We start from the raw sequence: 25,709 nt of genomic DNA, 5'->3' as shown, positions 1-25,709 counted from the left end.
GCGCCCCTCGCCTCTTCCGTCCCCGGAGACCGCCATGACCGTGCTGCCCGTCGCCCCGCTCCCCGCCCCCGCCTCCGTACCGGCCCCCGGCCCCGCCCTCACGGAGGCCCCCGCCCCCTCCGGCGCCCCGGAACCGGCCTACCGGGTCTCCCTCGCCACCTGCCAGGACGACGTACGCGCCGCCCAGCGCCTGCGCCACCTGGTGTTCGCCGGGGAGCTCGGCGCCCGGCTGGAAGGGCCCGAACCCGGCCTGGACAGCGACGCCTTCGACGCGTACTGCGACCACCTGCTGGTCCGTGAGACCGCCACCGGGGACGTCGTCGCCACCTACCGGCTGCTGCCGCCGGACCGGGCCCGGATCGCCGGACGCCTCTACGCGGAGAGCGAGTTCGACCTCACCCGGCTCGCCCCGATCCGCGACGACCTCGTCGAGGTCGGCCGCTCCTGCGTCCACCCCGCACACCGCGACGGCGCGGTCATCGCCCTCGTCTGGGCCGGACTCGCCCGCTACATGGAGCGCACCGGCCACACCTGGATCGCGGGCTGCTGCTCCCTGCCACTGGCCGACGGCGGCGCGAGCGCCGCCCGGAGCTGGAACACCGTACGCGCGGGACACCTCGCCCCGGAGAAGTACTGGGTCACCCCGCACCGCCTCTGGGACTCCTCCGCGCACGGCACCGAGGCCGGCTCCCGGGCGGACCTCCCGCCCCTGCTGCGCGGCTACCTCCGGCTCGGCGCCCAGGTCTGCGGAGCCCCGGCGTACGACCCCGACTTCAACGTCGCCGACCTGTACGTCCTGCTCTCGCTGCGCCGCACCGACCCGCGCTACCTGCGCCACTTCCTCTCCCTGGCCCCGTTGCGATGAGCGTCTGGCTGCCCGTCGCCCCGTGCACCCCGGACGGCTGCGCCCGGCACACCGGAGCCGTACGCGCTCCGCTGCCCGCCGCCGCCCTGCTGCTGGCCGGCTGCGCGCTGGTCCTGCTGGGAGTGGCCTGCGTCCCGCTGGTCCGGCTGCTCGGGGCCGTCCCGCGGGGCCGGCTGACACGGCGCTGGGCGCGCGCCGTACCCCGGGCCTTCGGCGTACGCGTCACCGTCCGACGACACGCGCCGGAACCCGCCGCGGGCGGCGAACTCGTCGTCGCCAACCACATCTCCTGGCTCGACATCCCGCTGATCGCCTCCGTACTGCCCGGCCGGATGGTCGCCAAGAGCGAGATCCGGCGCTGGCCCCTGCTCGGCCCCCTCGCCACGCTCGGCGGCACCCTGTTCATCGAACGCGACCGGCTGCGCGCCCTGCCCGCCGCCGTACGGACCGTCGCCGCGGCCCTGCGCTCCGGCTCCCGGGTCGTGGCCTTCCCCGAGGGCAGCACCTGGTGCGGACGGAACGGCGGCGCGTTCCGGCCCGCCGTGTTCCAGGCGGCGATCGACGCCGGCGCGACGGTCCGGCCCGTCCGCATCGCCTACCGCACCGCGGGGCGCTGCTCCGGACCGGCCGCGGGCGCCGTCGCGTTCGTCGGGTCCGACCCGCTCGCCGCCTCCCTGTGGCGGGTGGTGCGGGCGGCCGGGCTCACCGCCCAGGTCGACGTCCTCGCGCCGATCCCCGTCGACGGAGAGGACGGCCGCCGCACCCTGGCCCGCAGAGCGCGAGCGGCCGTCCTCGAACCCGTGGACGCCCTCCTGCCCCGTCAGACCGCCGTGGCCAGCGACAGGGCGAACCGGCCCGCCGAGTCCGTCCACCACTGAGTCAGCCGCATACCGGCGGCGGACAGCTCCTCGCGGACGTCCTCCTGCCGGAACTTCGCCGACACCTCCGTACGCAGCTCCTCACCGGCCTCGAACGGCACCACGAGGTCCAGCTCCCGGATCTTGACGCTCAGCGCCCGGCGGGCCCGCAGCCGCATCTCGATCCACCGGTCCCGCGGATTCCACACCGCGAGGTGATCGAAGTCGTCGAGCGGGAAGTCGGCCCCCAGCTCACGGTTGACGACGTTCAGGACGTTCTTGTTGAAGGCCGCCGTCACCCCGGCCGCGTCGTCGTACGCGGCCACCAGCGTCTCCTCGTCCTTCACCAGGTCCGTGCCGAGGAGCAGCGCGTCACCGGGCGAGAGCAGCGAGCGCACCGACCGCAGGAACGCCGCCCGCTCCTCCGGCAGCAGATTGCCGATCGTGCCCCCCAGGAACACCACCAGCCGGGGCCCCGGCGTCCCCGGCAGGGCCAGGCCGCCGGTGAAGTCCGCGATCAGCGCGTGGACGGACAGGCCGGGGTGCTCGGCGAGCAGCGAATCGGCCGCCCCCGTCAGCGCGCTCTCGCTCACGTCCACGGGGACGTAGCTGTGCAGCTCGGGGAGCACGTCCAGCAGATGACGGGTCTTCTCGGACGACCCCGAGCCCAGCTCGATCACGGTCCGGGCACCCGACGCCGCGGCGATCTCCTCCGCGCGCGCCGCGAGGATCTCGCGCTCCGCGCGGGTCGGGTAGTACTCCGGCAGCCGGGTGATCTCCTCGAACAGCTCGCTGCCGCGGGCGTCGTAGAACCACTTCGGCGGCAGGGTCTTGGGATGCCGGGTCAGGCCGCTGAGGACGTCGGCGCGCAGCGCCGCGTCCGTCGCGTCCATCGGCAGGGTGCGGGTCAGCAGGAAGGGACTCACGCGGTGGGCTCCTTGAGCGGGGTGAGCAGGACGTCCGTGGAGGTCGCGACCAGCAGGGTGCGGTCGGGGACCTCGTGCCAGAGCGGGTCGTCGTCGTACGGCTCCGAGGCGACCGAGGTGCGGCGGCCCGGCGTCGTGAGGTACCAGAGGGTGTCGCCCCAGGCGGTCGCGGTGATCGTCTCCCCGTCGGTGAGGAGCAGATTCAGCCGGGAGCCGGGCGCGGCGGCCGCGACCTCGCGGACGGTCTCCGCGACGGCGCGCGGCACATCGTCCCCGGCGTCGGTCCGATGGCGGATCAGCGCCCAGATCAGCGCCGAGTCGTTACGCGCGGCCAGCGCCAGGAGCCTCTCGGCGGGCAGGGCGGCGGCCGCCCCGGCCAGTGAGCCGGGCCAGCCGCGCACCATCCCGTTGTGGCTGAACAGCTGCCGTCCGGCGGTGTACGGCGCGGCCGCGGCCTCCCCGTCCGCACCCGCTTCGGTGGCATCGCGTACGGCGGCGAGCAGCGCGGTGCTGCGGACCACTCGGGCCAGATCGGTGAAGGTCTCGTCGCCCCATATCGGTCCCTGACGGCGGTAGCGTCCGGGTATCGGATCCCCGTCCGCATACCAACCGACCCCGAAACCGTCCGCGTTCACGGTGCCGTAACGCTGGCGGCGCGGCGCCCAGGACTGGCGCACCAAAGCGTGCGGAGGCCGCAGAAGAATGTCGCCGAGTGTCACCGGCTCGCCCACATAGGCGATATGACGGCACATCAGGCGTCCCTCGCGGTGCGGAATCCGGAGAAGATCTGGCGACGCACCGGAAGGTCCCAGTTGCGGAAGGTGCCCCGGCAGGCGACCTCGCCCACGGCGAACGAGCCGCCGCGCAGCACCTTGTGCCCCGGTCCGAAGAACACTTCCGAGTACTCGCGGTAGGGGAACGCGACGAACCCCGGATAGGGCAGGAAGTCGCTGGAGGTCCACTCCCACACGTCGCCGATCAACTGCCCCGCCCCGAACGGCGACCGGCCCGCCGGAAACGCCCCGGACCGCGCGGGACGCAGATGGCGCTGCCCCAGATTGGCCCGCTCCGGCGTCGGGTCCTCGTCGCCCCACGGGTAGCGCCGGGAGCGGCCGGAGGCGGGATCGTGGCGGGCGGCCTTCTCCCACTCGCTCTCCGTGGGCAGCCGCCGCCCCGCCCAGCGGGCGTACGCGTCCGCCTCGTACCAGCTGACGTGCAGCACCGGCTCGTCGTCCGGCACCGGCTCGGTCACCCCGAACCGGCGGCGCAGCCACTGTCCGGCCTCCTGTCGCCAGAACAGCGGTGCGGCCAGCTCGTGTTCACGGACCATCGCCCAGCCCTCGGGTGCCCACCAACGCTCGTTCCGATACCCGCCGTCCTCGATGAACCGGAGGTAGGCGCCGCAGCTGACCGGAGAGGTGTCCAGGCGGAACGCCGCCACGTCGCGCCGGTGCGCGGGCCGCTCGTTGTCCAGGGCCCACGGCTCGGCGGAGGTCCCCATGGTGAACGGGCCCCCGGGAACCAGGACGTCGTCCGCGAGCCCCTCGGCGTCGGCGGGTGCGGGCGGGGCGGGCGCGGTGAGCGCGGCCGGGCCCGCACGTAGCTGATGGGTGATCAGCATTGTCTCGTCGTGCTGCTGTTCGTGCTGCGCGATCATGCCGAAGGCGAAGCCGGCGCGCTCCAACGGGCGTCCGCCCTCGTGCAGCGGTGTGCCCTCCAGCAGGTCCAGTGCCCGCCCCCGTACGTCGGAGGCGTACGTCCTGGCCTCGGCGGGGGCCAGCAACGGCAGCGAGGGGCGCGAGGCGCGCGCGTGCTCGAAGGCGTTGTACAGCCCGTCGATCTCCGGGCGCAGAGCCTCCCGGCCGCCGACCGCGCGCAGCAGCCACTGCTCCTCCTGGTTGCCGATGTGCGCCAGGTCCCAGACCAGCGGCGACATCAACGGGGAGTGCTGGGCGGTCAGTTCACCGTCGTCCACGCTGTCGGTGAGCAGGGCGGTGCGCTCGCGCGCGGACAACAGCGCGTCGAGGGCGCGCCGCCGCAGGGCCTCGGGGTCGATGCCGGGCGCGACGGGGAAGCCGGTCGACGCGCTGGATCCCGCCGGATCGAAGGCGTCGGAGTGCTCGCGGTGCCGGGTGTCTTCACGGTGCTCGGTCATGCGGAGGCCGCCTTTCCGGGACGCGGCGGGGTCGGCGGGATCGTCGGCCCGGCGACAAGGCGCTCGGGCCCGCGCGCGGGCCGGTCGACGGGCCCGCTCGGCACATCGGGACCGGCCGGCGGGACCGGACCGGTCAGCCGGCTCGGACCGGTCAGCAGGCTCCGGTCGGTCAGCAGACCCTGACCGGTCAGGTCGCCCGGCTCGGGCAGGTCGTCGGCCGGACATCGGCCCCGGGCGACATAGCGGTCGGTGAAGGCGGCCACGGTGTCGCGCACCGCACCGCTCGCCCCCATCCGCTCCAGCGCCGGGAGCGCCGCCGCGAAACAGACGGTGGCCGCGGCCCGCAGTTCCGGGTCGGCGAGCCCCTCGCGGGCGGCCGTCGTCCAGAGCGGATTGCGGGGTGCGGCCGGTGAGCCCGCTGTCTCGGCCAGCGGCTTCACGGCGCGGTACACGGTCTCGGCGGCCTCAGGATCGTCGAACAGGGCCGTGGCGACGGCGAGGGGCACCAGCCACCCGTCGGGCCCGCTCTGCGCGTCGAACATGCGCAGTTCGAGATGACCGCGCGGCCGGATCGGTGGGAACAGTGTGGTGAGGTGGTAGTCGAGATCGGCCCGCACCGGCGGCCGGGGCGACCCGGTACGGATCCACTCGCGGAAGGTGAGCCCTTCCGGCACGTCCCAGGGGCCCTCCTCGCACCGGATGCACAGCACGGTCGTGTCCAGCACATGCGCGGCCCAGGCCTCGCGGGGGGCGCGCCCGGAGCCCGGTGCGAGGGTCCGGCCCGGGTCGAGGTCGGCCCACAGCTGCTGCCGGGTGGAGCGCCAGCCGGTCCGGCGGCCCTGCTGGAACGGTGAATTCGCGAACGCGGCCACCAGCACCGCGCCCAGCAGGTGCGCGAGCTGCCAGCGCCGTCCGTAACCGAGCGGTCCCGGCTCCTCCTCGCCCGCGTCCAGGCAGACCTGGACCGACGCCGAGGTGCACATCATCGCCCGCCCGGCCGGCCCCGCACGGTCCAGAGCGGCCTCCATCGCCTCGTAGCGCGGCTCCCGCAGCCTGCGGCGCGGCGGCTGCCACGGATCGACGCCGAGCCCGACCGGTGCGAGCCCCGCCGCGCCGAGCGAGGCGCGGACCGCCGCCAGATCGGCCGCGGTGGTGTCGACGCACTCCATCAGGGAGCCGGCCGGCTGCGAGCTGAGCTCCAGCTGCCCGCCCGGCTCGAATGTCAGGGCCGCGCTCAGCGGCAGCGCACGGACCGCCTCGACGGCGCTGTCCAGCCGTTCCCGGCCGACCGGAAGGTCAGGTCGTTCCCGGTCGTGGATGAGCCATTCGAGTTCCACCCCGACGGTTCGAGGGGGGCCGGTCTTGAAACATATGCCGCGCAGTAGATCCTCGGCCCCGCTCTCGTCGAGTGGGACGGCGTCCGGGCGCGAGCCGGTTGCGCCGGGAATGTCCAAGCCCATGAGGGACTCCTTCTCAGCTGCGTACCTACCAGCCAAACCCGTACCCGGAGATCGCACAAGGGTGCCCCCGAGCCACGAAAATCCGGTTGCGCCCAGGCCGGGTTCCCCGTCAGCATGCCCCGTATGCACCACACGGGGGAGCGCAGGTGAGCGCGCGGCTGCGCGGAATCGCGCGCGGGACGGAAGCGGTCGTCGAGGCCGGGAAGTATCGCAACGCGGCAGGTCAGGACGTGTCCATCGAACGGGCCGTGACCGCCGCGCTGTCGGGCACCCGGCTCTACGGACCGGACCCGGTGCCCGTCGCGGCCCTGGACATCGACCGCACCCCGCACATCGAGGTCACCGACGAGAGCAGCCTCGCCGCGGCCCGCCGGATGACCGGCGAGGCCTCCGGCCGGGTGGCCGTCCTCAGCTACGCCTCGGCCCGGAACCCCGGCGGTGGCTACCTCAACGGCGCGCAGGCCCAGGAAGAGGCCCTGTGCCGAGGCTCGGCCCTCCACGCGACCCTGCTGCGCGCCCCCGAGTACTACGCGCACCACCGCGCCGAACGCAGCGCCTTCTACACCGACCGGGTGATCCACTCGCCCGGGGTGCCGGTCTTCCGCGACGACCGAGGCGCGTTCCTGGACGCCCCGTACACCGTCGGATTCCTCACCTCGCCCGCGCCCAACGCCGGGGTGATCCAGCGGCAGACCCCCGAGGAGGCCCACCGCATCCCGGCGGCTCTGGCCTCCCGCGCCGAACGGGTGCTGGAAGTCGCCGCCGTACGCGGCTACCGCAGACTGGTCCTGGGAGCCTGGGGCTGCGGCGTCTTCCAGAACGACCCGGGACAGGTGGCGGAGGCGTTCCGGGCGCTGCTCGGCGAGGGCGGCCGGTTCGGCGGCCACTTCGAGCAGATCGTCTTCGGGATCCTGGACCGGAACCCCGACTCCGACGTCCGGGCCGCCTTCGCCCGGACCTTCACCTGACCCGGGACCCGGCGTCCGGGCTGTGCCCGGCGGGCCGCATCACCGCCCGCCGGGGCCGCACCGCCCCCTGCCGCCTCGCCGCTCAGCTCCAGCCGTACCGCTCGCGCAGCCGCCCGGCGACCCGGTCGAACCGCTCCCGGTCCAGGGCGCACGCCTCCCGGCGCATCCCGTCCTCGTGGACCCGCAGCACCCGGTCGAGACCGGCCCAGGACGGCCGCCCCGAGCTGTCCCAGGGGCCCGCGCCCAGGGCCACCCACTCGTGTTCCCGGTCGTGCTGCTTGCTGGAGAGCTGGACGGCGAGCAGCGTGCCCGCTTCCTCGCGGGCCACGACGAGCACAGGCCGGTCCTTCCCACGCCCGTCGTTCTCCTCGAAAGGCACCCAGGTCCAGACGATCTCGCCGGGGTCGGGATCGCCGTCGCGATCGGGGGCGTACGAGGTACGCACAGGGCCCACGCCGTCGGGATCGGCCTGCACCGTGGCGGTCGGCCCGCTGCTGCCGGGCACGTCAAAGGGGTTGTCGGAACGGTACGCGCTGTCGTGGAACGTCATCGCCACACCGTAGAACCTTCACCGCCCGATCCCGGGAGCGGGGCGTCGGACCGGGGCCGCGGGGCGGGCTTCCGGCCACCGTGACCGGACCTGCGGGCCCCGGGCCGAAACCCGCTCCCACGGGTCTGGAAGACTGCCCGACGCCATGAGCCAGTTACCCAAGCAGCCCGCCGAAGTCTCCGTTCCGACCAGCGCCGATGTCGCGCGCCTCGCCGGAGTGTCCCGGGCCACCGTGTCGTACGTACTGAACAACAACGCCACCGTCCGGATCAGCGAACCCACCCGACGCCGGGTCAGGGAGGCCGCCCTCCAGCTCGGTTACGTTCCGCACGCGGCTGCCCGCAGCCTGCGCGCCGGACACAGCCGCATGGTCCTGTTGCCCTCCGGCCACATACCGGCAGGACCTCTCCACCAGTACTTCTTCGAGGAACTCCAGTCCGGGCTGCGCCGCCTGGACTACACCGTCGTCCAGTACGGCAGCGTCGGACTCACCGCCGACGAGGCGGCCACGGCCTGGGCCGAACTGAGGCCCGTCGCCGTCGTCGTACCGCCGGGCATCGCCCTCACCCCGCACGGCACGGGCATCCTGACCCGTTCCGGCGCCAAGGCGGTGATCAGCCTGGGCCCCGGCCCGGTGGCCGGAGCGCACGGCCTGGTCATGGACCAACGCCAGGTCGGGGCCAGCGCGGTGGAACACCTGCTGGCCCGGGGCCGTCGCCACATCGGCGTGGTCATGCCCCAGGAGCCGGGCCGGGCGCCGTTCTCCGAGCCCCGCCTCGTCGGGGCACGTGGCGTAGCCGAACCGGCGGGGGCCCGCGTATGCCCGCTCCCGCTGCGGTACGAGGAGGAGTCGGCGCACCGGCTGGCCGCCCGCTGGCCGGAACTGGGACTGGACGCGGTGTTCGCGTACAACGACGAGTACGCCATGCTGCTGATGCGGGCCCTCCAGGACGCGGGGGTGGCCGTGCCCGCCGATACGGCGGTGATCGGCGCCGACGACTCCCTCATCGGCAGGCTGCTGCGTCCCCGGCTCAGCACGGTCCGGATGGAGCTGGCCATGCCCCAGCCGCTGGCCGAGACGATCGACCGCATGGTGCAGCACCCGGGCGGGCCACCGGTCCATCAGGACCTGCTCCGCACCAGCGCCGTGCACCGGGAATCCAGCTGACCGCCTCCGGCGCGACGACATGCGCGACACACGGCGGATGTCTAGCGTCGGAGGCATGAGCCACCCGCAGAGTTATGAGCTCCTCCTGATCCCCGACCACAGCAGGACGCGTACCGGAGCCCCCGGCAGGCCGATCCGATCAGCGGTCGTCGCCGCCACCGGCGAGACGGGGGCCTCGGGCTACCCCCGGTACGCGGGCGAGGGCATGGAGGCGGACGTCGATCCGGAGACCCGGACGGTGGAAGCCGTGCTCATCGACGGCGAGGAACTGGACTACGGCATGTCGGTCCGCGTCGCCGGGGCCGAGGGGGAGCGCCCCGCGTCCTGAGAGCCGGGAAGGGGCGCCGCCCGGGAACACGGGCCCGTCCTGCGCCCCGGGCACGACGGAGGCCCCGACCGTTCACACCGTGTCCACGGTGTCGGTCGGGGCCCTCGGTCGTACCGCGCGCCGGTAGAGCGCCTACGGAGCCTCCGGCTGTCCCTGCCCCTGTCCCGCCTCGGCCGCCCGCTTCTGCTCCTCGACGGACTTGCGGACCTCGTCCATGTCCAGCTTCCGGGCCTGCCCGATGACGTCCTCCAGAGCCGCCTCGGGCAGAGCACCGGGCTGCGAGAAGACCGCGACGTTGTCGCGGACGATCATCAGCGTCGGGATGGAACGGATCTCGAAGGCCGCCGCCAGCTCCTGCTGCGCCTCGGTGTCGACCTTGGCGAAGACGAGGTCGGGGTGGCGCTCGGAGGCCGAGTCGTAGACCGGCGCGAACTGCCGGCAGGGGCCGCACCAGGAAGCCCAGAAGTCGATCAGGACGAAATCGTTGTCGCTGACGACCTGATCGAAGTTTTCCTTGGTGAGCTCGACGGTGCTCATGCTGGGGATACCTCTTCCTCTGCCGGTGGGGTCCTGACGGGTCCTGTCCGGCACAACGGTGACTGCACTTGCGCTATTCCGCCTGCCCATGTGGCCGGGGCGCACACCCGCGAGGACACTGTTTCCATGACTGATGCAGGGAAGAATTCCGAGCGCTCCGCATACGACGTGGTGGTCATCGGCGCAGGCCCGGTGGGAGAGAACGTGGCGGACCGCGCCCGCGCCGCCGGGCTCTCCACAGCGGTGGTGGAGTCCGAACTGGTCGGCGGCGAGTGCTCCTACTGGGCCTGCATGCCGAGCAAGGCCCTGCTGCGCCCCGTCGTCGCCCGCGCCGACGCCCGCCGGGTGCCCGGCCTGAGCGCCGCGGTGCAGGGCCCTCTGGACGTGGAGGCCGTACTCGCCCACCGGGACGAGGAGGCGAGCCATTGGAAGGACGACGGCCAGGTCGCCTGGCTGGAGAGCGTCGGCGCGGACGTCCACCGGGGTACGGGCCGGCTCACCGGCCCCCGTGAGGTCACCGTCACCGCTCCTGACGGCACGGAGCATCGCCTCACGGCCCGGCACGCCGTCGCCGTCTGCACCGGCTCCCGGGCCGTGGTCCCCTCCCTCCCCGGCGTCGAGGAGGCCCGCCCCTGGACCAGCCGCGAAGCCACCAGCGCCAAGGAGGCCCCCGGCCGGCTCGTGATCGTCGGCGGGGGAGTCGTGGGCGTGGAGATGGCGACCGTCTGGCAGGCGCTGGGCTCCGAGGTGACCCTGCTGATCCGGGGCAGCGGTCTGCTCCCGAAGATGGAGCCCTTCGCGGGCGAGCTGGTCGCCGACGCGCTGACGGAGGCCGGGGCCCGGATCCGTACGGGCGTCTCCGTCACCGCCCTCCGGCGCCCCGCATCGGACGGCCCCGTCACCGTCGAGCTGGACGACGGCGACCGCATCGAGGCCGACGAGATCCTCTTCGCCACCGGCCGGGCCCCGCGCACGGACGACCTCGGCCTGGAGACGATCGGCCTCGAACCCGGCTCCTGGCTCACCGTCGACGACAGCTGCCGCGTCGAGGGCACGGACTGGCTGTACGCGGTCGGGGACGTCAACCACCGCGCCCTGCTGACCCACCAGGGCAAGTACCAGGCGCGCATCGCGGGCGCCGCGATCGCCGCCCGCACCGGGAAGACCCCGCTGGATACCGCCCCCTGGGGAGCCCACGCGGCCACCGCCGACCACGGGGCCGTCCCCCAGGTCGTCTTCACCGACCCGGAGGCCGCGTCCGTCGGCCTCACCCTCGCCGAGGCCGAACGCGCGGGCCACCGCGTACGCGCCGTCGACCACGACCTCGCCGCGGTGGCAGGATCCGGCCTCTACGCCGACGGCTACCGGGGCCGCGCCCGGATGATCGTGGACCTGGACCGCGAGATCCTGCTCGGCGTCACCTTCGTCGGCCCGGGCATCGGCGAACTCCTGCACTCGGCCACGATCGCGGTCGCGGGGGAGGTGCCCATCGCCCGCCTGTGGCACGCGGTCCCGGCGTACCCGACGATCAGCGAGGTGTGGCTGCGGCTGCTGGAGGCGTTTCGAGGTTAAGGAACCGCCGTCGAGTCACAGCCGGAGGGGTCTCACGCGCTGTGTGGCTGGAGCTCGTCGGCGGGCATGCGTCCTGTGCTTCGCCGACAGTGCCGCCTCATGCCTGCGAAGGAGCTCGGTTCCCTCGACTGGGTCTCCATAAGTCACTCATGCACTCGGCAGACGTGAAGAGCGTGGACGAAGGGGAGGAAGACGTTGACGGGGCTACGCCGTCAGGGTGCCCCTCGGCACTGTCGCCTGACCATCACCCCGCTCGGATCCGTTCGGCGAGTCACCCTGACCGAGGTACTTGGGTCAAGGGCCGCCGCCCACCTCAGGTCACAGCACTTCGCGCCCGTACTTCACCACGGCCTGGCGCTCAGCCAGGACCGAGGACGGCATATTTTGTTCCGCCCAGACCACCTTGCCGGTGACCGTGCGGGACGAACCCCAGCGGCGGCACAGCATGTTGACGAGCTGAAGCCCCCGTCCGCCCTCGTCACTGAGGTCCGCGTGCTGGATCTGGGGCAGGTCGGGGCCGGTGTCCGACACCTCCACGACGAGGCGTTCGCCGCGCAGCAGCCGCAGTTCGCCGGGGCCGTTCCCGTAGCGCAGTGCGTTGCCGACCAGTTCGGAGACGACGAGCTCGGAGACGTCGGCGAGTTCCTCGAGTCCCCACGCGGCGAGTTGGCCGGTGACGAGACCACGGGCGGCCGAGGCGGCCCGGCCGTCCTGCGGCAGCTCCCACACCCGCAGGTCCCCGGCCGGGAGTGCGGCACTCGTGGTGACGAGGAGTACCGTCTCGTCGAACCGGGCGGCGGCGGCCGGGGCGCGCTCCACCAGACCGCCCTTCTCCAGCGACCCGGGCGGCAGGCTCAGCGCCGCCGCACGCAGCCCTGCCAATTGGGCGTCCACGTCCTCGTCCCGGGACTTGATCAGGCCGTCCGTGTACATGACCAGGTGGGCGCCGTCCGGGACGCGCAGCCGCAGGGGGTCGTACGGGATCACGCCCGCCCCCAGCGGCGCGCCGGTCGGCACCGGGACGAAGTCGGCGGCACCCTGCCCGTCGAGGAGAAGCGGCGGCAGGTGCCCGGCGCTCGCCAGTGTGTAGGAGGAGTCAGCGGGGTCGTAGACCGCGCACAGACAGGTGGAGACCTGCTCGTCCTCCAGGTCGCGGGTGGCCAGGTCGAGCCGAGCGAGAATCCGCTCGGGGGCCATGTCCAGAGTCATCAGCGTGCGGGCCACCGTCCGCAGACGCCCCATGGTGGCGGCTGCGGGCAGCCCGTGCCCCATCACGTCGCCCACCATCAGGGCCGTCCGCCCGCCGGGCAGGGCCATCACGTCGTACCAGTCCCCGCCCACGCCGTGATGTGCCGCCGCGGGCGCGTACTCGGAGTGCACCAGTAGACCGGGTGTTGCCGGGGTGACACGCGGCAGCAGGGAGCGCTGCAACGAGACGACGTGCTCGCGCTCCCGCCCGTACAGACGCGCGTTGTCGATGAAGACCGCAGCCTTGGAGGCGAGCTGCTCCGCCAGCGCCAGGTCGGTGGTGGAGAACGGCGGAGTTCCGCGGCCGCGCACGAAGTCGGCGCTGCCGAGCAGCAGCCCACGGGCGATCAGGGGTACGGCGAGGTAGCTGTGCACACCTGCGGCACGCAACTGCGCAGCGGCACTCGCGGTGGGCGCGACGCGGATGAAGTCGTCGTCGCGCATCCTGCTCAGCAGCACCGGCTTCCCCTGCCGGAGGACGTACCGGTGGAGCAGCGTCTCGTGCGGCTGCTTGGCATGCACGAAGATCTCACCCACCGGGGTCGGCTCCAGGCTGGAGAGCTCCTCGATGGCGCACAGCGCCGTGGCCCGCATCTGCGGAATGCCGGGCTCGGTCTTCCGGGAGCCCTCGTCACCCCGCAGGACACTCTCGAGGATGTCCACGGCGGCCCCGTCGGCGAAACGGGGCACGGTGAACTCGGCGAGTTCTTGAGCAGTGCGCTCCAGGTCCAGGGTCGTGCCGATGCGGGAACTGGCAGAATTGAGCCAGGCAAGACGGCTGCGGGTGGTGAACCGGTCCGGCAGCTGGATACCTCTGCTCCGGCGGAACCGCACGTTCGCGCCGGCCGAGCGTCGCCCGGCGGAGCCCCGGCCGGGCAGGCGCCGTCTACCACTGCCGGCGTTCACTCTTCCGCCTCCCAACAGGAATCGACGCCTCTTGGTGCCCAGTGTGCACCGGAAACGGCCGAGACACCTCCGGGTACTCCGGATTGGTTCACCTGTTCAGGGAGTGTGCCTCGGCGCCCGTTCCTGGCTCCCGGATTCGACTTCCACGACGAGGCGATGGGCATCGGCGACCGACCGCTACGGTCACGACCTGTGCAACGGTGCGACGGGCGTGGCGGTGGCATCAGATGGGCGTCAGCCATGATGGCCACGCTTGTCCACGCCCCGCAGCGATCGCAGGACCGGCGGCGTGCACCGGCAGCAGGTTGTACTCCGGCCCCGTCAGTGCGTCCACCACCGCGACACCCAGCATGACGGCACCTCGCCCGAGACCCTGCGCCGAGCGGCCGCGTAGTGCGCTCGCGAGGTGAAGTGAGCCCCGCCGCCGGCACTTCATCTCCGACAGCTGTGCCAACTTCGGCGTCAAGCGCATCTGCCGGGTGCTCGTAGCGGTCCGCGTCGGCTACTACCGGCATCCGACCACCTGGAAAGCCCGCGCCGGGCACCAGGCTCATGAGAAGCGGACCGTGAGCGAGATCCGCGCCATCCGCGCCGAGCACCATGGCACCCATGGTGTCCTGCGCGTTCATGCCGAGCTGCGGGCGAGGGAGCGGCGGATCAACCGCAAGCGCGTGACCCGGCTGATGCGGGTCAACCACATCGTCGGCCGGCACCTGAAGAAGAAGCGGACGACGATCGCGGACAGCACCGCGCCGCCCGCGCCGGACTTGGTGATCCGCGACTTCAATGCGGACGCCCTCAACACCGGATGGTGCGCCGACTCCACCTACATGGCCGTCGGCACGACCTGTCCGTATGCGGCCATGGCGATCGGCATCTGCTTGCGCCTGCTCGTGGGCTGGTCGATCGCCGACCCTGTGTGCACCTCGCTGGCCGCCGACACGGTCGAGATGGCCGTGGCCGCCCGCAGCGGCCGGGTGAACGGCGGCGTGTTCCACACTGACAGGGGCTCCCACTACAGCAGTCGAGCATGCGCCGAAGCCTGCAGTTCAGCAGGGGTGAGGCGAAGAATGAGCGCGGTCGGGTCCAGCGCGGACAAGGCACTCGCCGCGTCCTTCAACGCCACCTTCAAGCGCGGGACCCTGCAGGGACGAAAGGGTCGGCTCGACGAGCGGGAGCCGCGACTCGACGCCTTCCGATGGCACCACCGTTACAACACCCGGCGCCCCCACTCCCGCCTCAGACAACGATCACCGATCGTCTTTGAGAATGCCTTCCACCTCACACCAACCACGTTGGCCCCGGCCGCATGAATGGTGTTCAGGATCCGAGGTCAAGGCACGTGCGGACTTTCTCGACCAGTGAACCAACGACCGCGAGGCCATGCACGTCGAGCTGGACGACATCGCATGGGCGGCCAGCAACCCGAACACCGGCTGAGCGCCGTCGGCCAGGCCGGGTAGCGGAGCGAGGCGGCTGCGGTGGCCGGGGCGTGCACCGCGGCAGAGAGTCAGTCTTGGTAACGACAGGTACGCATAGAGGTTCGGCAACGTGCCCAGTGCGCACAGTCCGGACTTCGCCCCCGATCCGTCGGTCCTGGACCACGGAGTCGCCGCCATGACGGGAGCCGTGCTGGCCGAACTCGCAAGTGGGGTGAGTCGCGCCGCATCCGGCACCTGAGCGAGAGGAACGGGTGCGGTGTCAGGCGCTGACCGCGCGTCGTGCTCGCCATGCGCGGACCCCGTGGTGGGCGGCGCCCAGCGCCACCGCCTGGACGAAGGCCCCGACCAGCACACCCGCCCAGGGAAGGGCGCCGGGCAGAGCCACGAAGAGGAACGACGTCGGGGCGGTGAGGAAGAACAGCCAGACCCCGGCCATGCTGCCGTCCAGCGAATCGGTCAGCGCGACGTCCGTCCCGACCCAGACCACCACGGCCAGATACGTCACGGCGGCAGGGCTCATCAGGTAGCGGCGAAGCGACCGGGGAAAGGTGCGTGAGGAAGCGGTCATCTCTGACTCCGAGGTGAGGAAAGGGGAATGAGCGGGGCGAGGCACCCAGGGGTGCCGGGACGAGGAACGCCGTCTGAGCGCTTCCGCGTTCGTCCGACGATCGGCCCCGAAGCCCCCACGCCGTCGGCGCAAGTCCCTTCGGCACAAGCCCCGTTGGCGGAACGGCCGTCGGGGGACCGATCGCGTTCTCGATGTGATCGAGCCTAGGGGCGGGTGACCGGTCCCGTCCTCGCGCCGGGGGACGATCAGAGGGGTGGACCACAGGTGGAGGCTCTGTACCTCAGGTAAGAGACCGGCGTCCGCCCGCAGCCCGATTCGCTCCGCTCACCTGCGACGTTAACCTTCCATCACCATGAAGCGAACCGACGACCGGCTGGCACCGGTCCTGCTGCTCTGCGCCCAGATCCTGGTATGGCCCGGAGCGCCGCTCGTACGGGGGGCCGTCCCGCCCGCGTCCGCCTTCCTCGTGGCGGCCCTGGCCGCCGGCGTGGTGGCAGCCGCGCTCGCTCTGCGCCGTACCCGGCCGGTCGCCGCCCTCGTCGTCGTTGCCGCGGCGTGCGCGCTGGGGGCCGGGCCGCTGCCCGTCGGGGCGATGGCCGTACTCGGCACCGCAGGCGTCGCACTGGCGGTGTTCACCGTGGCGACCCGATGTGACGCCTTCACCGCCGTGCTGTGCGTGACGGCACTCGCCCTCTGGCAACTGCTGCAGGGCATCAGTCTGCACGGGCTCAGCGACCGTGACGGGCTCGACCTGGTCCTGACCGCTGTCCTGTACGCCGCCTCGTGCGGCGCCGGCCTGCTCGTACGCCGGGCCCGCCGCGCACGACGAGCGGCCGATCACCTGCTGAAGCGTGCCGAGACCGAGCGTCACCGGCTCCCCGCGGCCGAGCGGCGCCGGATGGAGAGGGAGTTGCACGACATCAGCGCCCACCATCTGACCGCCGTGGTCGTCACCGTGGGCGCAGCCCTCGGACTGCGGGAGCGGCGTCCCGAACTGGCAGCCGAGGCACTGGACTTCGCAGCCGAGACCGGCCACGAAGTCGTCCGCTCGCTCGGCGCGGTACGAGCCCCGGCGCCCACGCGCGCGGAAGGGTCCTCGCCGAGGGAACAGCTACAGGACCTGGTCGACGGATTCCGGCGCCTGGGCCAGCGGGTGGACTGCGAGATCGACCCCCTGCCGGACGGGGCGGTCGCGGACGCGGCGTACGGAATCGTGCGCGAGGCACTGACCAACATCGCCCGGTACGCCCCGGGCGCGCACACCACCCTGCTGTGCCGGTACGGCGAAGCCCGCACCGAGATCGCCGTCACCAGCTCGGCTCCGCCCGCCGGTGCGGTGGCGCACGGTGCGGGACTCGGCGGCGGACGGGGGCAGGGTTTCCTGCGCTCCCGGGCGCGGGAAGCCGGCGGCACGGTGCACAGCGGTCCGACGGCGGACGGCGGCTGGGAGGTACGGGCGGTACTCCCCGGCCGAACGGCCACGCCGGTGGGACCGTCGGCGTCCACGTCCTACCGCGTGGCACAACTGGTGGCGGCGGCGGGCCTGGTCCTGCAGCCGTTGCTCCCCGCGCTGGTCATCAGGGCCGAGGACACCTCGTTCGGACCGCAGGTATCCGCGGGCGTCTTCTTCGCCCTGCTGGCGGCCGGCCAGTCGATGACCCTGCTGTGGCTGCGGAGGGCGCCACGGACGGCGTACGCGATGCTGCTGGGGCTGGCGATGCTGTGGCCCGTGGCGATGGCGGTGGGCGACTACGGCGGCCCGGTCCTCCTTCCCTGCGCGCTGAGCCTGCTGGCCACGTGCACGGCTCTCGCTCTCGCTCCCGTCCGATCGGCGACGTACCGCAACACGACCGTCCTCCTCGTGGTGCTGGTGCACACGGCTGCCGCCGCCGGCGCTGTTCTGGCCCGGGGTACGACAGCCCCCACCTGGGCGGTCGTCGTGGGCACGGCGATCGGTGCAACCCTCATCAGCACGGCGGCCCAGCTGGCCGGAGTCCGCCGGGACCGCCACCGGCAAGCCGGTGACCGCGCCCACGACGAGCGCCTCGCCGCCTGGACCGAGGAGGCCGTGCGCGACGCCTGGATCGAGCGCCACCGCATCGCTGCCGGACTCGAAGGCACGGTCTTCGCCCGCACCGCCGACATGGTCACCGAGGCCGAGGCAGGCCGGCTCGACGCGACGGCGGCCCGTGCCCGTGAGGCCCTGGCCGCGATGCGCGCCCTGCTCGACACCGTGCCCCAGGACGGGGCCGGGCCCGAACTCCGTCCGCAGCCCACCCTCCAGGCGCTCGACCTGCTCGCCCACCATCTGCGGGCCACCGGACGCGACATCGACATACGGCTGACCGACCGTGTACCGCGACACCTGCCCACCGCCGTCGATCTGGCCGCCTACCACGCCGCCGAAACGCTGCTCGCGGCCGGCGGCGAGGAGCCCGCCCTGCTCGAACTCGACGCGGACACCGATACCTTGACGCTCACGGCCACCGGGATCCCGCGCGCCGCAGGCACGGCTGTACGGGAGAGGCTGACCACGCGGGTCACCGCGCTCGGCGGCACCCTGACCACCGGCCAGCCGGGAACGGTCCGGCTCCGGCTGCCGCTCACCACCGCGCGGAAGAACGAGGAGGGACAACGATGAGCCTGAACGTGCTGGTCGTCGACGACCAGGGCATCGTACGTGCGGGATTCGCCGCCGTGATCGACGCCGAGGAGGACATGACGGTCGTCGGCGAGGCCGCCGACGGTGTCTCGGCGGTGCGGCTCGCCGAGGAGTTGGCTCCCGACGTCATCATCATGGACGTGCGCATGCCTCAGCTGGACGGCATAGCCGCCACCCGCATCATCACCGGCCGGGAGAACCCGCCCCGGGTCCTCGTCCTGACCACCTTCGACCTCGACGCCTACGTCTTCGAGGCGCTTCGCGCCGGCGCCTCGGGCTTCCTCCTCAAAGACGTGCACCCCTCGAAGCTGCTGCAGGGCATCCGGGAGGTCGCGATCGGCGAGAGCGTCCTCGCCCCCTCCGCGACACGCCACCTCATCGGCCACTACGCGTCCCGATCACCCATCGAGACTCCTGGGCGGAGCATTCCCGAGCTCGACAGCCTCACGGCCAGCCAGCGGCGCGTCCTCACCCTGGTCGCGGCCGGCCTCACCAACGCGGAGATCGGCGAGCAACTCGGCATCGCCGTGGGCACCGTGAAGTCCCACGTGACCGCGCTGCTCCGCAAGCTCGGCCTGCGCGACCGCGTGCAGGCGACGATCCTCGCCTACGACCTCGGCCTCGCCACGCCGAACCCGCCCCGCGCCCACCTCTGACCGCCCGGACCCCACCGACAGAGCCGCCACGACCGTCCCACGAAGGAGTCCACCACCATGCCCGGCACCGCCGCCGATCCCGGAAGATCGATCCCGCGCCGACTGTACGACCACCTGGGCGCCATCGGCCTCGCCTACCTCGGCGTCTGCGCCGCCCTGTTCGTGTGGGCGTGGGCGGTGACCGTCGCGGACAGCACGGACGAGTCCATGGCCGGAGTCATTCCGTTCCTTGCCACCGCCCCCGTCAGTTTCCTCTTCCTCGCGCTGCCGGAGAGCAGGGCCGTGTTCCCCATCGCCATTGCCGTCGGAGCGGCTGCCAACGCCACGATCATCGGCTGGTGCACCCGCACCTTGCGCCGCGGCGCGTGAGCCGGGGCGCGGCTACGGTGTGCCCTTCGCGGAGGTTCCCGGCGACCCCAAGGGGGTGAGGAACCGCCGTCGGCCTCCGTCTCCGGGGGAAGGGGGAGGCATCAGGTGCCGGCGGGCCACGACCACGAGCAGGACGTAGGCGAGCACCACCAGCACGACCGTGATGATCCACGCACGCGATCCGGTCGGGTCGTAGACCCGCCCCGCGTTGCCCACGTCCACGGCCGGCGCCGTCCGTCCGGCCTCGAACGTGTCCCGGCCGCTCCCGTACAGCTTGACGCCCACGAGCTCCACGGTGCCGTCGTCGGACCGGAACGTTCCCGCCCACTCGCACGTGGTGTGCCCGGAGTGACCCGCGCACACGAGACGGGCGGCGGTGAAGGTACCCCGCGGCCCGTCCGCCGTGGCGGCTCTGGCGGCGGTGCCGAGATGCGGCACCGTCATCCAGAACAGCAGGACTCCGGCCAGCAGGAGCAGCAGGGACACGAACCCGGAGGGCCTGCTGCGGCCCGTGGCCATGCGGTCAGTCCTTCGGCGCGCAGGCGCACCGTGCGGTGGCGTTGTCCTGCCGGTTCGCGCGGGTGTGCAGGTACATCGCCACCACCATGGGGATCGTCACCAGGGTGTTGTAGAAGAGGTGCAGTTCCACCCGGGGCATGATCAGCTGCACCAGGCTCGTCGGAGCGGCCTTGCCCAGCAGGTTGGCTCCCACGAGCACTTGGACCAGGAGCAGCAGGTGCTCCAGGTGGTGCCACACCTGAATCCCGAGCGACGCCTTCCACCAGGTGCCCGAGCGGCCGGTGAAACCCGGGCGAAGGAGGAACAGGCCGACCATCATCACCAGGGCGTAGCCGTAGTGCATCCATTCCGACGTGACGAGCCACGGGAACGGAATCCCGAGCACGCCGCGCGCCTCCGGGATCGGCCAGCCCATGACGTAGATCTGGTACGCCTGGACCAGGTGTTCCGCCCAGTGCGCGACGACGATGAACAGGAAGAAGCGCAGACCGAGTTGATGATGACTGCCGTTGAGCGAGTCGAGCCCGCCCCGCAGGGTGTTCGGTGACGCTCCCGTGCTGATGGCCATGCCTGAACCTCCACGGTCGGGGAACGGTGGCTCATTACATCAGGACCACATACGGGTGGGCTTCTTCCGGCGTGCTCTCCTTGAGAGCGGGTTCGCTGACCCTTGCGCCCTGCGGAACGGCACGGGGGCGCAGCCGTGCCGTGCGCGGCGCCGACCGCCCCGGCATGCGCCGAACAGATGCCGCTGCTCAGGGGCTTGATCGCAGGATGACCGATCGTCCTGTCGTCTCGGTCGGCCGGAGGTCCCGGCCGGCACTCCATAACTCCAGTGCATGGCTGGGTAGTTGCCACGAACATGACGGTTCATTAGCTTCCTGGCATCACGAGGCCCGGTCGTCCGCGGTCACTTGGCCCTCGCCGGCCCTCTGTCTCCCCTTCTCCTGGAGGAAGAGCCATGCCCCATATCGCACTGAACAACGACCTCCCCGGCATCACCGGACTGATGGCCCACCGTCCCGACACCGGCGGACCTCTGGGCGATCTCGCGGACGCTCTGCTGAGAGCTCCGTCCTCGCTCGAACCGGGAGAGCGCGAGCTGATCGCCGCGTACGTCTCGCGGCTCAACGACACCGAGTTCTGCGCCTCCTCGCACGGAGCTTTCGCCGCCGCGCAGTTGGCCGGCGGCCAGGAACTGGTCGGGGCCGTGCTGGCCGACCCCGGTACCGCACCGGTCAGCGGCCGGCTGCGTGCGCTGCTGGGCGTGGCGGCCGAGGTCCAGGAAGCCGCGCGCCCGGTCTCCGACAAGGCGATCGCGGCGGCCCGCGCCGAGGGCGTGGACGACACGGACCTGCACGACACCGTGCTGATCGCCGCGGCGTTCTGCATGTACAACCGCTACGTCAGCTGCCTCGCGACCGAGCTGCCCAAGGACGACGCGTACTACCAGCACGCCGCCCGGCGGATCGTGACCGACGGCTACCGGGCCGGGATCGTCCGGGGAGAGGAGTCCGCGGATGACGGGCAGGTCCGCTGAACCGTTACCGGACACCGGCCACCACCTCACCTACCGCGCCTGTCGGGAGAACATCACCCGACTCGTCACCTCGGGCCCGTCGGTCGCGGAGCTCCCGGTGCCGGCCTGTCCCGGCTGGAGCGTGCGCGATCTCGTCGGGCACCTCGTGGTCGTCTGCCGGATGGCCGTCGAGGAGGACCCGGGCGAGATCAGCGAGCCGCCGCCCCCGCCCCCGGGCATCCCTGTCTCCGAACTCGTCAGCACGTGGGCCGAGTTGGAGAGCGACCTCGCAGGGGTGCTGCCGCGCGCGGACTGGCTGCGCCGCCGCATCCTTCCGCTGGACGCGCTCTCGCACGAGCTCGATCTCCGTTCGGCCCTCGGCATGCCCCCGCCCGGCCGTCCCCCCGCCCTCGCCGACGCGCTGGATCTCGCCGTCATGGGCTTCACCCTGTCTCTGGACGGGCATGGCCTGCCGGCGCTGCGCGTCCGGACGCCCGACCGGGTGTGGACGGCCGGGGAGGGTGAACCGGCCGCCACGTTGCGCGGAGGGAGCAGGGAGATCTTCCGTGCTCTGACCGGGCGCCGTACGGTCCGGCAGATCGGCGAGCTGTCCTGGAGCGCCCCGTCGGACAGGTGGCTGCCCGCGTTCACGTGGGGTCCCTTCACGCCGCCGACGCGCACCGTCGAGGAGGCGGCGCCCTCCGGTCCGGCTCCGGGCCTCCACTCCCGTAACTGATGACCGTCGCCACCCGGGAGGCCGGGTGGCGACGATCATCGGGGCGCGGGGCCGCGTACGCGCGTCGGCTCCGGCTCAGCCGGCCGTCTCCAGCCGGCGGCGGCGCTCGCCGGCGGGGCGGCCCGACGCCGCGCGGAAGACGATGGGGCGGGCGATGGCCTGGAAGTCCACGTCGGGGTCGAGACGGCGGACCGTCTGCTCCACCATGAGGAGCGCGAGGAGGGGGAACACGAACTCCGACGAGGCGTAGATGCCGTTACGCCGTTGGCTGGCGAACAGTTCGGTGGAGAAGGCGATCAGGTCGAAGTCGCGGGCGGTGGTGCCGCCGTACCGGTCGACGAGGCGGGTCATGTCGGCGGTGAAGGCGGCGGTGTCGCTGCGCCCGTCGACCTGTTCGGCGCTGGCCAGGACCGCTTCGGCGCACCGGGGGCCGTTGCGGAAGCCGAGGTTGAGGAAGAACAGGGCCAGATTCTCCCGTACGACTTCGGGGACGCGGTAGACGAATCCGGCGTCGAGCACGACCACGGAGCCGGAGCGGGTGAGACGCAGGTTGCCGGGGTGCAGGTCGCAGTGGACCAGCCCGGTGCAGAACAGCATCTCGAAGACGGCCCGGAGAGTCTGGTCGGCGAGCGCCCGGCGGCGCTCCGTGCTCAGCTCGGCCACCTCGACGTGGTCGCGCACCCCGGGCACGAAGTCCATGACCACACAGGCCTCCCCGCACAGCGCGGAGACGGGCGCGGGTACGGCGATGAACTCGAGGGTGGAGAGGTCGTCACGGAGCAGGGCGAGGTTCCGCGCCTCGGTGTCGAGGTCGAGTTGGCGGAGCACGCTCGCCCCGACGGCGTGCGCCATGTCGGCGAGTGGGGCTCCGCGCAGGCCCGGCAGGCGTCCCGCGAGCGCGAAGACCGTGCTGAGGATGGCGACGTCGCGGCGGACCGTGTCGGTGAGGCCGGGCCTGCGGAGCTTGACGGCCACCCGGGTTCCGTCGCTCAGCCGGGCCGGGTAGACGCAGGCGATGCTGCCCGACCCCAGGGGCTCGGGGTGAAAGTCCGTCAGCGACCGGGCCCAGCCGGGGCCGAGGTGTTCCGCCAGCGCTTGACGGACGTCCTGGGGCCGCATGGGCTGGACGTCGTCGTGGAGGCGTTTGAGCGCCGTGCAGGCGCGGGGCGGCAGGACGTCCTCGCGGGTGCTGGCTATCTGGGCGAACTTGATGAAGGCCGGGCCCAGTCGCTCGACGATCCGCGCGAGCTCCTCGGGCCAGTCCGCAGCGGTGGTCGGCCGCCCCCTCAGGCGCCGCCAGGAGCGTCGCACCAGGTGGCGGGCGGTGCCCGCGGAGACGGTCGACAGGATCCGGCCGAGACGCAACAGCGCTGCGGTGGTGGTCACGGAAGGCAGATCAGGACGTTCAGCTCGTTCCATATGGCCACACGTTCCTTAAGTAGATGATCTACGGTCCCCAGTATCCGCCAAGTGATCCCTGGAGGCACCGTGCTTGACAGGTAGATGTGACTTAGTTTTCATATAACTACCTCGCATGGGGTGCACTACCTAACTGCGGAGGAAACATGACCCAATCGATCGAATCCCGGATGCAGGAAGGCCTGGTGGCCCTCACGCCGCCGCCGGCCGCCCGGTACAACGACCCCGCGGAGTACCTGGACTTCGCCCGGCCGATCACCGAGAAGTTCCTGCCGTACGACACCCGTAGCGACAGTGAGCTCCGAGAGGTCACCGAAGGGCACGAGAGCCCCCTGGAGCGCGAGCGTGCGCTGTGGGAGTTCGCCGACCGCAACCCGGAGGAGAGCCTGGCGTTCATCTCCGACACGATCGCCACCGAGAAGGACCGCCTGGTCCGCTCCGGCGCGCTGTGGCTGGCCCTGCGTTCGGCCGGTCCGCGGGCCATGGGCGTCTTCGAGAAGTACGCGACGGACGACGACCCCGAGGTCGCCGACTGGGCGCGCGTGCTCACCGGCGACATCACGGGCGTGAAGCCGCAGCGGGTGTACAGCGAGGCCGAGGTCGAGGAGACCGGGTACTTCGACCAGACGGTGCCGCTCATCATCGGCGGCCGGGTCGTCATCATGACCCCGGGCGTCGGCGCGGTCCGTGCGGTGCTCTCACCGCTGTGGTTCGACTCCATCCTCGGCCGGGTGCTCGCGAGCACCAACGTCGGGACGATCCGGACCGACCTCACCGTCGAGAAGGAGCTCAAGGGCCTCAACGAGGACGGCTCGTGCCACTACGAGATCTTCCCGTTCCGCGGTCTGAGCGTCGAGTACGACGGCAACAACCTGGAGCACAACTACCTCTCCGAGACGCTGCGTCCGTTCTACCCGAGCGGCTTCGTCGGCAAGGGTGAGATGGTCGAGGTGCCCGTGTCGCTCGGCCGTATCGCGCTCACCTCGCTCGCCCGCAAGGGTGAGGTGGCGATCCAGGGCGACGGTGCGCGTGCGCAGCGCCTGCGCGACGCCGACATGCCGTTCGTGGAGAGCGTGCGCGGCCGGTACTACGGCTGGGCCGCGGTCAACCTGGACCGCACCTTCGACCGTGGCACCGTCGGCGCCGGCGACGTGCAGCTGTCGAACCCGACGGACCCGATCGCGGGCCCGATGACCAACGCCAAGCTGTACGGCACGTTCCGCGGCAAGACGGGCGACTACACCGGCGCGGGCCGCTACACGCTCAACTCGATCAAGTGCCACGGCCGTCCCGACGGCAAGATCGACGTGGTCCAGGGCGGTGCCGAGCTGGCCGCCGAGTGACCTGTGTCGTGACGTGACGGTGCACCCCCACGCGGTGTGGGGGTGCACCGTTGTGTCGTGCCCGGCCAGGGCGCCGGACGGCGAAACGGGTGGACTGAGCCCCCGGGCGGATCCGCCGCGCCCGGGGGCTCAGTCCAGGCCGAGCATCAGGGTGCAGCGGAGCACGGCCTCGGGGTCGCCCTTGATCCGGACGTCGCCGGTGGCGAGGGCCTGGAACGGGGAGAGCAGCCGCGCGCCCACCCGGACGAACGTGCCGGCGTCGCACTCGATGGTCAGCGCGGGCTCCGCCACCGCGCCGCGCTCGAAGGACACCCGGCCGTCGCGCACCAGGATCTGGAAGATCTGCTCGCTGACCCTGAACTCGTAGACCTCGTCCACCTGGGGGACGGCGTCGTCGACGATCATCGCCTGCACGGCGAGGAAGCCCCACTCGGCGCGGGTCGTCCCGTCGGCATCCGACTCGTCGAGGAACTTCAGGCCCCAGCGCGCGAGCGTGAGGACCGGCTCCCGCAACTCCTGCCCGGACTCGGTGAGCCGGTAGAGCCGGGCACGCCCGTCCTCGGCCACGGACGTCTGCTCCACCAGACCGTGGTCGCCGAGCATCCGCAGCCGATCGGTGAGCAGGTTGGGGCCGATCCCGGGGAGGTTCTCCAGCAAGCTCTTGAAGCGGGCGGGGCCGATCAGCAGCTCCCGCACGATGAGGAGGGTCCACCGCTCGCCGATGACGTCCAGCCCGGCGGCCAGACCGCAGAACTGTCCGTATTCTCGCTTCACGGCGGCCTCCTTCACTCTCGTTGTCGATAGTAACATTCGTGCTCCTTACAAGGGAGCGCGGAGAGGCCGGTGGGCGGGCGGTGGAGCGGCCCGTCGTGGCCGGTGAGGCCCCCCGCGGCGGAGCCGGTTGGGCGGGTGCGGCGGGGGAGGTGGGCGGGAGGT

General features: G+C 72.3%; 26 protein-coding genes. 14 read left to right on the top strand and 12 right to left on the bottom strand.

The genetic code is table 11. The features are described from left to right. The first annotated feature begins 34 nt into the window (after window positions 1-34). A complete protein-coding gene (locus tag IE272_RS34855) occupies window positions 35-865 on the top strand; it encodes a GNAT family N-acyltransferase (RefSeq protein ID WP_057667327.1) in 831 nt (276 codons plus the stop codon). After that, the gene (locus tag IE272_RS34850) at window positions 862-1,743 is read left to right on the top strand and encodes a lysophospholipid acyltransferase family protein (RefSeq protein ID WP_190009652.1); all 882 of its coding nucleotides are present in this window, start codon (window positions 862-864) and stop codon (window positions 1,741-1,743) included. Before IE272_RS34855 ends, IE272_RS34850 begins: the two co-directional genes overlap by 4 nt. Here the strand turns inward: IE272_RS34850 and egtD are convergent. The 4 genes from egtD to egtA are packed head-to-tail and all read right to left on the bottom strand — an operon-like array spanning window position 1,686 to window position 6,263. Next, window positions 1,686-2,648: an L-histidine N(alpha)-methyltransferase gene (gene egtD, locus IE272_RS34845; protein WP_050361857.1), complete on the bottom strand. Its 963-nt coding sequence runs from the start codon at window positions 2,646-2,648 to the stop codon at window positions 1,686-1,688. The genes IE272_RS34850 and egtD overlap by 58 nt on opposite strands. After that, entirely contained in the window at window positions 2,645-3,400 is a 756-nt protein-coding gene (gene egtC / locus IE272_RS34840) for an ergothioneine biosynthesis protein EgtC (protein ID WP_190009649.1), read from the bottom strand. Before egtC ends, egtD begins: the two co-directional genes overlap by 4 nt. Further along, window positions 3,400-4,803 (bottom strand): ergothioneine biosynthesis protein EgtB, encoded by a 1,404-nt coding sequence (gene egtB / locus IE272_RS34835; RefSeq protein WP_057667332.1) that lies wholly within the window; start codon window positions 4,801-4,803, stop codon window positions 3,400-3,402. Before egtB ends, egtC begins: the two co-directional genes overlap by 1 nt. Continuing rightward, window positions 4,800-6,263 (bottom strand): ergothioneine biosynthesis glutamate--cysteine ligase EgtA, encoded by a 1,464-nt coding sequence (gene egtA / locus IE272_RS34830; protein WP_229897945.1) that lies wholly within the window; start codon window positions 6,261-6,263, stop codon window positions 4,800-4,802. The genes egtB and egtA overlap by 4 nt, the downstream gene beginning before the upstream one ends. A gap of 146 nt (window positions 6,264-6,409) precedes the next feature. On the opposite strand from egtA, the gene IE272_RS34825 reads away from it, so the two are divergent. Beyond that, window positions 6,410-7,231, top strand: coding sequence for a TIGR02452 family protein (locus tag IE272_RS34825; protein WP_190009647.1), 822 nt, complete (start codon window positions 6,410-6,412; stop codon window positions 7,229-7,231). Window positions 7,232-7,313: 82 nt separating this feature from the next. On the opposite strand, the gene IE272_RS34820 is transcribed toward IE272_RS34825, so the two are convergent. Beyond that, window positions 7,314-7,781: a type II toxin-antitoxin system PemK/MazF family toxin gene (locus tag IE272_RS34820; protein ID WP_050361852.1), complete on the bottom strand. Its 468-nt coding sequence runs from the start codon at window positions 7,779-7,781 to the stop codon at window positions 7,314-7,316. Between the two features lie 145 nt (window positions 7,782-7,926). On the opposite strand from IE272_RS34820, the gene IE272_RS34815 reads away from it, so the two are divergent. Both IE272_RS34815 and IE272_RS34810 read left to right on the top strand, forming a co-directional pair. Next, entirely contained in the window at window positions 7,927-8,949 is a 1,023-nt protein-coding gene (locus tag IE272_RS34815; protein ID WP_056705165.1) for a LacI family DNA-binding transcriptional regulator, read from the top strand. Between the two features lie 55 nt (window positions 8,950-9,004). Continuing rightward, window positions 9,005-9,277 (top strand): hypothetical protein, encoded by a 273-nt coding sequence (locus IE272_RS34810; RefSeq protein ID WP_007451487.1) that lies wholly within the window; start codon window positions 9,005-9,007, stop codon window positions 9,275-9,277. A 132-nt stretch (window positions 9,278-9,409) separates the two neighbouring features. Here the strand turns inward: IE272_RS34810 and trxA are convergent, their stop codons facing one another. Continuing rightward, window positions 9,410-9,814, bottom strand: coding sequence for a thioredoxin (trxA, locus tag IE272_RS34805; protein WP_032791861.1), 405 nt, complete (start codon window positions 9,812-9,814; stop codon window positions 9,410-9,412). A gap of 126 nt (window positions 9,815-9,940) precedes the next feature. On the opposite strand from trxA, the gene IE272_RS34800 reads away from it, so the two are divergent. Beyond that, window positions 9,941-11,386: a dihydrolipoyl dehydrogenase family protein gene (locus IE272_RS34800; RefSeq protein ID WP_078961433.1), complete on the top strand. Its 1,446-nt coding sequence runs from the start codon at window positions 9,941-9,943 to the stop codon at window positions 11,384-11,386. A gap of 318 nt (window positions 11,387-11,704) precedes the next feature. On the opposite strand, the gene IE272_RS34795 is transcribed toward IE272_RS34800, so the two are convergent. Then, window positions 11,705-13,540 carry an ATP-binding SpoIIE family protein phosphatase gene (locus IE272_RS34795; protein WP_190009645.1) on the bottom strand — a complete coding sequence of 612 codons (1,836 nt, stop codon included), beginning with the start codon at window positions 13,538-13,540 and terminating at the stop codon, window positions 11,705-11,707. A 434-nt stretch (window positions 13,541-13,974) separates the two neighbouring features. Here IE272_RS34795 and IE272_RS34790 point away from each other — a divergent pair, with 434 nt between their 5' ends. Together IE272_RS34790 and IE272_RS39185 are read left to right on the top strand one after the other, a co-directional pair. Then, window positions 13,975-14,853: an IS3 family transposase gene (locus tag IE272_RS34790; protein ID WP_190009691.1), complete on the top strand. Its 879-nt coding sequence runs from the start codon at window positions 13,975-13,977 to the stop codon at window positions 14,851-14,853. A 238-nt stretch (window positions 14,854-15,091) separates the two neighbouring features. Beyond that, entirely contained in the window at window positions 15,092-15,220 is a 129-nt protein-coding gene (locus IE272_RS39185; protein ID WP_268254212.1) for a hypothetical protein, read from the top strand. A 21-nt stretch (window positions 15,221-15,241) separates the two neighbouring features. On the opposite strand, the gene IE272_RS34785 is transcribed toward IE272_RS39185, so the two are convergent. After that, window positions 15,242-15,550 (bottom strand): SCO4225 family membrane protein, encoded by a 309-nt coding sequence (locus IE272_RS34785; RefSeq protein WP_190009643.1) that lies wholly within the window; start codon window positions 15,548-15,550, stop codon window positions 15,242-15,244. Between the two features lie 352 nt (window positions 15,551-15,902). Here IE272_RS34785 and IE272_RS34780 point away from each other — a divergent pair, with 352 nt between their 5' ends. The 3 genes from IE272_RS34780 to IE272_RS34770 are packed head-to-tail and all read left to right on the top strand — an operon-like array spanning window position 15,903 to window position 19,237. Beyond that, window positions 15,903-18,191, top strand: a complete 2,289-nt coding sequence (locus IE272_RS34780) for a sensor histidine kinase (protein WP_190009641.1) — start codon at window positions 15,903-15,905, stop codon at window positions 18,189-18,191. Continuing rightward, window positions 18,188-18,868 carry a response regulator gene (locus tag IE272_RS34775; RefSeq protein ID WP_190009639.1) on the top strand — a complete coding sequence of 227 codons (681 nt, stop codon included), beginning with the start codon at window positions 18,188-18,190 and terminating at the stop codon, window positions 18,866-18,868. The genes IE272_RS34780 and IE272_RS34775 overlap by 4 nt, the downstream gene beginning before the upstream one ends. A gap of 57 nt (window positions 18,869-18,925) precedes the next feature. Next, window positions 18,926-19,237, top strand: coding sequence for an SCO4225 family membrane protein (locus IE272_RS34770; protein WP_056705154.1), 312 nt, complete (start codon window positions 18,926-18,928; stop codon window positions 19,235-19,237). Window positions 19,238-19,249: 12 nt separating this feature from the next. On the opposite strand, the gene IE272_RS34765 is transcribed toward IE272_RS34770, so the two are convergent. Together IE272_RS34765 and IE272_RS34760 are read right to left on the bottom strand one after the other, a co-directional pair. Beyond that, window positions 19,250-19,756, bottom strand: a complete 507-nt coding sequence (locus IE272_RS34765; protein WP_056705152.1) for a hypothetical protein — start codon at window positions 19,754-19,756, stop codon at window positions 19,250-19,252. 4 nt (window positions 19,757-19,760) lie between these two features. Beyond that, on the bottom strand, window positions 19,761-20,324 hold the full coding sequence (locus tag IE272_RS34760) for a hypothetical protein (RefSeq protein WP_050361842.1): 564 nt from the start codon (window positions 20,322-20,324) through the stop codon (window positions 19,761-19,763). Between the two features lie 393 nt (window positions 20,325-20,717). Here IE272_RS34760 and IE272_RS34755 point away from each other — a divergent pair, with 393 nt between their 5' ends. Continuing rightward, complete coding sequence (locus IE272_RS34755; protein WP_056705150.1) at window positions 20,718-21,296, top strand: carboxymuconolactone decarboxylase family protein; 579 nt, start codon at window positions 20,718-20,720, stop codon at window positions 21,294-21,296. Further along, window positions 21,277-22,011: a maleylpyruvate isomerase family mycothiol-dependent enzyme gene (locus IE272_RS34750; protein WP_190009637.1), complete on the top strand. Its 735-nt coding sequence runs from the start codon at window positions 21,277-21,279 to the stop codon at window positions 22,009-22,011. The genes IE272_RS34755 and IE272_RS34750 overlap by 20 nt, the downstream gene beginning before the upstream one ends. A 75-nt stretch (window positions 22,012-22,086) precedes the next feature. On the opposite strand, the gene IE272_RS34745 is transcribed toward IE272_RS34750, so the two are convergent. Further along, window positions 22,087-23,397 carry an ABC1 kinase family protein gene (locus tag IE272_RS34745; RefSeq protein WP_229897941.1) on the bottom strand — a complete coding sequence of 437 codons (1,311 nt, stop codon included), beginning with the start codon at window positions 23,395-23,397 and terminating at the stop codon, window positions 22,087-22,089. Window positions 23,398-23,576: 179 nt separating this feature from the next. Between IE272_RS34745 and IE272_RS34740 the strand changes: the two genes are divergently transcribed. Further along, window positions 23,577-24,773 (top strand): HEAT repeat domain-containing protein, encoded by a 1,197-nt coding sequence (locus IE272_RS34740; RefSeq protein WP_050361838.1) that lies wholly within the window; start codon window positions 23,577-23,579, stop codon window positions 24,771-24,773. 129 nt (window positions 24,774-24,902) lie between these two features. Here IE272_RS34740 and IE272_RS34735 read toward each other — a convergent pair whose 3' ends face one another. Next, complete coding sequence (locus tag IE272_RS34735) at window positions 24,903-25,547, bottom strand: winged helix-turn-helix transcriptional regulator (protein ID WP_106431533.1); 645 nt, start codon at window positions 25,545-25,547, stop codon at window positions 24,903-24,905. Window positions 25,548-25,709: the final 162 nt, after the last annotated feature.

The sequence above is a fragment of the Streptomyces anulatus genome (assembly GCF_014650675.1).
GTDB classification, from domain to species: domain Bacteria; phylum Actinomycetota; class Actinomycetes; order Streptomycetales; family Streptomycetaceae; genus Streptomyces; species Streptomyces anulatus.
Note: the sequence above shows the minus strand (reverse complement) of the source record. Positions and strands in the feature narration are given on the sequence as shown.